This window comes from Nocardiopsis sp. RV163, assembly GCF_001029525.1.
GTDB classification, from domain to species: domain Bacteria; phylum Actinomycetota; class Actinomycetes; order Streptosporangiales; family Streptosporangiaceae; genus Nocardiopsis; species Nocardiopsis dassonvillei.
In genome coordinates this window covers 1-7,087 of record NZ_LEKI01000221.1, presented here as the reverse complement: position 1 = coordinate 7,087, position 7,087 = coordinate 1, and the positions used below count along the sequence as shown (strand labels likewise).

Genomic DNA, 7,087 nt, shown 5'->3' with positions numbered 1-7,087 from the left:
GGCACGCCTCCCCCGGCCCCGACGGTCCGATACCCACTGGCCCGGTACCGGCCGCCTGCTATACCCATGGTGATCTGCTCCGTTCCCTTCCAGCCGAGGAGTCCCCCGCGTGCCCGCCCAAGCGAAGAACCCCGGCCGACCGCAGACCCGGGCCTCCCTGTCCCGTGACCTGACCGCGCTGGGAATCGCGCCCGACGACACCCTCCTGGTGCACTCCTCCCTCAGCGCGCTGGGCTGGGTGTGCGGTGGTGAGCAGGCTCTCGTACAGGCCCTCATGGACGCCGTCGGCTCCGGGGGAACGCTCGTCGTGCCCACCCAGACCATGGACAACACCGACCCCGCCGAGTGGCGCGACCCCCCGGTCCCCGAGGACTGGTGGCCGGTCATCCGCGCACAGGCGCCCGGGTTCGACCCGCGCCTGACACCGAGCAGGTACATGGGCCGCGTCCCGGAGATGGTGCGCACCTGGCCGGGAGCGGTACGCAGCGCGAACCCGCAGACCTCCTTCGCCGCCCTGGGCCCCCTCGCCCGCGACCTCATGGCGCACCACCCGGTCGGCTGCCGCCTTGGCGAGGACTCCCCGCTCGCCGCGCTGGAACGCGTCCGGGCCAAGGTCCTGCTGCTGGGCACGGGGTTCGACTCCTGCACCGCCTTCCACCTGGCCGAGTACCGCATCCCGCGGCCCCGCCCAAAGCGGTCCGGATGCGCGGTCCTGACCCCGGACGGCGGCCGGGAGTGGGTGGCCTTCACCGACGTGCTCCTGGAGGAGGAGGACTTCGCACGGCTGGGCGCCGACTTGGAGAGCACCGGGGCCGTGACCTCGGGCCCCGTGGGCGAGGCCACCGCGCGGCTGTTCTCCCTCCCCGGGGCGGTGGCCTTCGCGTCCAGTTGGATGACCGTGAACCGGGACAGGTGACCCCCGCCCCGGGGCGTCCGGAGCACGCAGCCGTGGCGACGGGTCGCAGGCGCGGCGCGCACCCCGGCCCGGGGCGGACGGTCCCGGCCGAGCGGACCCGAGCCATAGCCTGGGAGACGACCACCGCCATCACACGGAACGGGTTCCCCGCCATGCCCCTGCTCGCCGCAGACCGCCCCCTGAACGAGATCCACGACGCGATGCTCCTGGACCTGGACGGGGTGGTCTACATCGGCCCGCGGGCCGTACCGGCGGCACCGGAGGCGGTGGGCAAGGCGCGGGCCGCCGGAGCCCGGGTCGCGTTCGTGACCAACAACGCCGGGCGCACCCCGGCGCGCATCGCCGAGCACCTGACCGAACTGGGCGTGGGCGCCGCCCCCGAGGACGTGGTGACCTCGGCGGAGGCCGCCGCCCGCGTGGTGGGCGAACACCACCCCGCGGGCTCGGAGGTACTGGTGGTGGGCGACACCGCGCTGCGCCAGGCGGTGCGCGGGATGGGGCTGCGGCCGGTGTCGGTGGACAGCCCCTCGGTGGTGGCCGTGGTGCAGGGCTACTCCCGGCACATGACCCGCGACCTGCTGGACCAGGGCACGGTCGCGGTCCGGCGCGGCGCGTTCTACGTGGCCAGCAACAACGACGCCACAGCGCCCAGCGAGTGGGGCCTGACCCCCGGAAACGGGTCCTTCGTCCGGATCATCGCCAACGCCACCGGGGTCGAACCGGTCGTCGCCGGAAAGCCCATGCGACCGCTGCACGAGGAGGGCATCCTGCGCACCGGAGCGCGCAACCCCCTCATCGTGGGCGACCGGCTGGACACCGACATCGAGGGCGCGACCGCGCACGGCGCGGCCGGGATGCTGGTGCTGACGGGGGTGGCCACCCCGATGGACGCCCTCGCCGCACCCGAGCACCAGCGCCCCAGCTACCTGGCGTGGGACCTGTCGGGCATGAACCACACGCACCCGGCCGTCGTCCGCGAGGGCGACCGCACCCGCTGCGCGGGGTGGACGGTGACCGTCACCGGCGGCGCACCGCGCGTCGAGGGGGCCGGGGACCGGCTGGACGGGCTGCGCGCACTGTGCGGGGCGGTCTGGGCGGACCGTGCGGCGGACCCGTCCGGCCCCGCCGCACGCGAGGCGCTGTCCCGCCTGGGCTGGTGAGCCCGCGCGGCGGGCCCTCACCGCCGCACCGCCCCGGGCTCGGGGTCCTCGGCCGCCCGGACCAGGGTGGCCGTGCCGACCTCCACCTCGCACACGCTTCGTACGCCCTCCCGGCCCCGCCAGGTGCGGCGGCGCAGCTCCCCGGTCATCCGGACCACGTCGCCCAGCCGCCAGGCGCGGATCCCCTCGTGCAGGTCGCGGTCGAAACTGGTGCAGGTGATCGAGTCGGACCGGCGCCCGCGGTAGCGGCTGTGGCGGGTGCGGGCGACACAGACCCGCCACGTGGCCAACCGGTCGCCGCTGGGCAGCTCGCGGATGAGGGGCCGGGCGGTGATCCGCCCGGCCACGAGGATCTCGTTGCGGTGCTCGGACTCACACGGGTCCTGCCGCGGGGACGGGGTGTCGGGGGCGGTCCGGCTCGGGGCGACCGCGGAATCCTGCTGCATGTGGACGTCCTCCCATGGGTGGAGAGCGAGGAGAGGGGCGCGACGCGAGGCGGGGGGCGCGGGGCCGGGAACCGATGGTCCGGCCATCCGCGTGCGGTGGGGGCGTGCGCTCTCCCACCAGGATCCCCCGGCGAAGGTCCGGGCGAAAGGCCCGGTGTGGGGTTGTGGACAACCCGCCCCGGCGCCGGCCGTGCTCCGCGCACCCCCTCCGGAGAGGACCGGGCTGGCCCCGCCCCGACCAGCCGTGACACCCTTGTCCTAGAGTCGGGTCCTGTCCGGTTCGGCCCCGCCGAACCCCACGACGACCGAGGAACAGGGGTGCTTGCAGTGCACGACGACGTGGACGTGAGCGGTCTGCCCGAGGGGATCACCCCGTTGGGCGACGACATCTTCGCCATCGACACGATGCTCGCCGGGTACCCGGGGATCGTGTCGAGCTACCTCATCCGCTCCCAACGGCCCTGCGTCGTCGAGGTCGGCACCGCCGGTTCCGCGCGGGTCCTGCACGAGGCCGTCACCCGCCTCGGGCTGGCCCCCGCGGACCTGGCCACCATCGTGGTCACCCACATCCACCTCGACCACGCGGGCGGCACCGGCGACATGGCGGCCCTGTTCCCCAACGCCGAGATCGTCGTGCACGAGCGCGGCGCCCGCCACCTGGCCGACCCGAGCAGGCTGATGCGCAGCGCCGAGATGGTGTGGGGCGACCGTCTGGACAGCCTGTTCGGACGGATGAACCCCACCGAGGCGTCCCGTATCCGTTCGGTGGCCGAGACGGGGGAGATCGACCTGGGCGGCGGACGCCGACTGGTGACCCACTACGCCCCCGGCCACGCCAAGCACCACATGGGCCTGGTCGACACTTTCACCGGCGACCTGTACGTCGGCGACGCGCTGGGCGTGTACAAGCCGCTCACCGGAGAGGTCAGCCCGGCCACGCCACCGCCGGACTTCGACATGGAGGCGTGCCTGCGCACCCTGCGGCTGTTCGGGGACATCAACGCCCAACGGCTGATGTTCTCCCACTTCGGCGCGGTCACCTCGGTCCCCGAGACCCTCGACCGGGCCGAGTCCGAGTTGCGGCTGTGGGTGGAGACGGTGCGCGAGTCCCACGGCAGCACCGGCGACCTGGACCACGCGATCGCCATGGTGCGCGACAAGGTGGTCTCGCGCTACGCACCGATGCCACCGGAGGTGCCCGCGGAGTCCGCCGCGATCCTGGACACCCTCAGCGGCGCGGAGGCCAACGTGTCCGGCATCGTGCACTGGCTGGACCGACTCGCCCGGGAGCAGGCCGAGGCCCGGACCGCGGAGGAGGAGCGCTCCTGAGCGGTGGCTCCGGACGGCCCTCGCGGCCCCGGAGTCGGAGCGCGGACCGCGGGAAAACCGGGTGCGCCAGCCGGACCCCGGTCCTAGTCTCACCCCATGACGACTCAGATCCGCCCCATGGAACGGGCCGACATCCCCCGGGTCCTCCCCCTCCTGCGCGCCGTCCACCCCTGCCGAGTGCTGACCGGGGAAGCGATGCGCTGGCGGGCGGAGAACCCCCTGCCCGGCACGCGCGAGACCGCTCTGCTGGCGGTGGAGGACGGGGCCCCGGTGGGTTTCCTGCGCTCCGCGCTACGCCGCGACGGCGACGGCCCCAGCAGCGGCCGGTCCCTCCTCGTCACGGTCGCCGCCTCCCACCGGGACACGGACGTGGGCGCGCGCCTGCTGGACGCCTCGGAGCGCCGCCTCGTCGAGGGCGGGGCCGAGGTGCTGCGGGCCGAGGCCGCCGAGGAGGACGTCCAGGCCGGAGGCGAGGCCTTCCGGCGGACGGTGCTGGAACGGGGGTACGCCCCGGAGGACACCAGCCTCGTGCTGGGACTGGACCTGGCCGATCTCACCGACCCGCCGAGAGCACCCGAGGGCGTCGAGCTGCGGCCGTTCAGCGACTACGGCGACGACCCGCGCGAGATCTACGAGGTCGACAGGCTGGCCAGCCTGGACGAGCCGGGCGCGGACCCCTGGTTCCCCTCCTACGAGGGGTGGCGCAAGGAAGTGTGGCAGCACCCGCTCCGCGCACCGGACCTGTCCCTGGTGGCGCTGGTCGAGGGGGTACCGGCCGCCATCACCTGTTACGTCGGCGACGGGGAGACCCGGATGGAGTCGTCCATGACCGGCACCCTGCGCGAGTTCCGGGGACGCGGTCTGGCCGGGTACGCCAAGGCCGCGGCGCTGCACCGGGCGCGTGAGCGGGGCATGCGCTACGCCTACACCGGCAACCACGAGGACAACGCGCCGATGCTGGCCGCGAACCGGCGGCTCGGCTACGTCCCGGTCGGTTCCGAGACCGTCTACGTCCGGCGGCTCAGGGGTTAGCGGGCGGCCCCGGGGGCGCCCCTGGCAGCCCCAGCTCCCGGAGCAGGTGGGCGTAGAGTCCGTCCGCCCAGGAGAGTTCTTCGTCGGAGGGCAGGACGTCGAATGCCCGCACCTCCACGGTCTCGAACTCCCCCGTCAGCGGGGCCAGCGCGGTCACCTGCGCGTGGGTGACCACCGTGACGTGACCACCGGAGAGCACGTAGTGGCCGACGGCGCTGATGTCGCCGAGGGTGGCGCCGGCCTCCTCCCGGGCCTCACGGCGCGCGGTGTCCTGGAAGGACTCCCCCGGTTCGGCGTGCCCGCCGGGAAACTCCCAGGCCCGGCGCCGGTTGCGCACCAGCAGGGGCCGGTCACCGGTGTAGGTCAGGCACACCACGGAGTCGTGGACCTCGGGGAGGCTCCCCAGGCGCACGACGGCACCGCCGAGCGGAGCGTCTCCGCCCGGCGGTGCGGTGCCGCCGGTTCCGCCGAAGGGACTCAGTCCCGGTCCTCACGGCCGCGGTACCGTTCGGCGCGGTCGCGCGGGGACGCGTCCTCCTCCGGCTCCTCCGGAAGTTCCCGCTCCTCGGCGTCGGTCCAGACGATGCCGTCCTCGGCGTCGTAGTCGACCAGCTCCATACCCTCCAGGGCGGCCAGCCGCTCGTCGGCGTCGGTGACGCCGTCGCTGTCCACGGCCGAGGCGCGCGAGAAGTACTCGCGGGCGTCGTCCTCGCGGCCCAGTTCCGCCAGGACGTCGGCGTAGGCGTAGAAGAGGCGGGCGACCCACGGACGGGCGCGCCTCTCCTTGAGCTCGGGCACCTGGAGTTCGGCCAGGGCGGCCTTGGTGTCGCCCATGTCCCGGCGGGCCCCGGAGGCCACGATGCGCAACTCGATGCGGTCGGCGGCGTCCAGGTTCTTGGCGGCCGGGTCGTTGGTGATCTCCAGCGCCCGCTCGGGACGGCCCAGGCCGCGCTCGCTGTCGGCCATGAGCGCGAGGAAGTTGTCGCGTCCGCTCATCCGGCGTGCGGCGCGCAGGTCGGACAGGGCCTCCTGCCACTTGCCCACGGTGTAGGCCGCCACGCCGGAGGCCTCGCGGACGCCGGGTACGCGCGACGCCTTGCGGCGCGCGTAGGCCGCGTGGGAGTAGGCCCGCTCGGGGTCCTCGTCCAGGAGCATGCCGGCGGCGACGATGTGCTTGCCGACGAGTTCGGCCAGCGACTTGGGCAGCGAGTGCAGGTCACGTCTGGTCTCGGGGTCCAGCTGGGAGTAGCTGACCTCCTCCGGGAGCTGGGGCGCGATGTCTGCCGGGTCACGGTCCTCTCGAGGCGGACGGCGGTCGTCGCGCCGGTCGTCCCGGTCGCGGAATCCGCCGCCCCTGTTGTCGTCACGACCACGGAACCCGCCGCCGCGACGATCGTCCCTGCGCCCGCCGTCCCGGAAGCCGCCGCCGCGACGGTCGTCGCGGCGCTCTCCGCCACGGTCGTCACGACGCTCATCCCGGCCGCGGTAACCGCCACGGTCGTCGCGACGGTTCCCGCCACGGAACCCATCACGGTCGCGGTTTCCGCCACGGTCGTCACGGCGCTCATCCCGGCTGCGGTAACCGCCACGGTCGTCGCGGCGCTCCCCGCCACGGAAACCACCACGGTCGTCCCGACGGTCGCGGCGTTCACCGCCGCCTTCACTACGGAAGCCGCCGCGGTCATCGCTTCGTTCGTCACGGCCCCGGAAACCGCCACCGCCGCGACGCTCGTCGCGACCCTGGTAAGCCCCGCGGTCACGGTCGTCCCGGCGGTATCCTCCGCGCCGGTCGTCACGACCCCTGCCACCTCTGGAACCGCTGTAGCCGGACCGGGCGCGGGGTCCGTCACCGCGTCCCCGACCACCAGGTCCACCGGAGCGATAACCGCCGCGCTCGTTGGCTCCGGAGTCCTCGCGGTCTCCCGATCGGCTGTCCTCAGTCATCCAACCCGTCCGTCAACAATCAAAAGCGCTGCCACCTTGAGCAGTAGCAGCGCGTCATAGTACTCGTGCCTTCCAGCTTACGACATGGTGTCGCCGCTCATCACCAGAGCGCAGGTGCCCAAGGTCCTACTTTCCCAGCAGCGTCCGCGCACACCGGATCGGGTTGTCCACAGCACGGAACAGGCCCTAGCCCCGCCCGGCCCGCGTCCGGTTGACTGGAAACAAGGGGGGCCCACCCAGGAACCCGCACCCCCACACGC

The 7,087-nt window shown here is 73.8% G+C and carries 8 protein-coding genes; 5 read left to right on the top strand and 3 right to left on the bottom strand.

What is annotated here, in order from left to right; genetic code table 11:
* Nucleotides 1-109: 109 nt before the first annotated feature.
* Nucleotides 110-916: an aminoglycoside N(3)-acetyltransferase gene (locus ABD54_RS24475; RefSeq protein WP_047871898.1), complete on the top strand. Its 807-nt coding sequence runs from the start codon at nucleotides 110-112 to the stop codon at nucleotides 914-916.
* 152 nt (nucleotides 917-1,068) lie between these two features.
* Complete coding sequence (locus tag ABD54_RS24470; RefSeq protein WP_047871899.1) at nucleotides 1,069-2,076, top strand: HAD-IIA family hydrolase; 1,008 nt, start codon at nucleotides 1,069-1,071, stop codon at nucleotides 2,074-2,076.
* A 17-nt stretch (nucleotides 2,077-2,093) separates the two neighbouring features.
* Here ABD54_RS24470 and ABD54_RS24465 read toward each other — a convergent pair whose 3' ends face one another.
* Complete coding sequence (locus ABD54_RS24465) at nucleotides 2,094-2,522, bottom strand: single-stranded DNA-binding protein (protein WP_047871897.1); 429 nt, start codon at nucleotides 2,520-2,522, stop codon at nucleotides 2,094-2,096.
* Nucleotides 2,523-2,849: 327 nt separating this feature from the next.
* Here ABD54_RS24465 and ABD54_RS24460 point away from each other — a divergent pair, with 327 nt between their 5' ends.
* Both ABD54_RS24460 and ABD54_RS24455 read left to right on the top strand, forming a co-directional pair.
* Nucleotides 2,850-3,851, top strand: a complete 1,002-nt coding sequence (locus ABD54_RS24460; protein ID WP_200904189.1) for an MBL fold metallo-hydrolase — start codon at nucleotides 2,850-2,852, stop codon at nucleotides 3,849-3,851.
* Nucleotides 3,852-3,947: 96 nt separating this feature from the next.
* A complete protein-coding gene (locus ABD54_RS24455) occupies nucleotides 3,948-4,883 on the top strand; it encodes a GNAT family N-acetyltransferase (protein ID WP_047871895.1) in 936 nt (311 codons plus the stop codon).
* On the opposite strand, the gene ABD54_RS24450 is transcribed toward ABD54_RS24455, so the two are convergent.
* Together ABD54_RS24450 and ABD54_RS24445 are read right to left on the bottom strand one after the other, a co-directional pair.
* Nucleotides 4,873-5,295: an NUDIX domain-containing protein gene (locus ABD54_RS24450; protein ID WP_047871894.1), complete on the bottom strand. Its 423-nt coding sequence runs from the start codon at nucleotides 5,293-5,295 to the stop codon at nucleotides 4,873-4,875. The genes ABD54_RS24455 and ABD54_RS24450 overlap by 11 nt on opposite strands.
* A 65-nt stretch (nucleotides 5,296-5,360) precedes the next feature.
* A complete protein-coding gene (locus ABD54_RS24445; RefSeq protein WP_047871893.1) occupies nucleotides 5,361-6,038 on the bottom strand; it encodes a hypothetical protein in 678 nt (225 codons plus the stop codon).
* Between the two features lie 15 nt (nucleotides 6,039-6,053).
* On the opposite strand from ABD54_RS24445, the gene ABD54_RS24440 reads away from it, so the two are divergent.
* On the top strand, nucleotides 6,054-6,887 hold the full coding sequence (locus ABD54_RS24440) for a hypothetical protein (protein ID WP_047871892.1): 834 nt from the start codon (nucleotides 6,054-6,056) through the stop codon (nucleotides 6,885-6,887).
* Nucleotides 6,888-7,087: the final 200 nt, after the last annotated feature.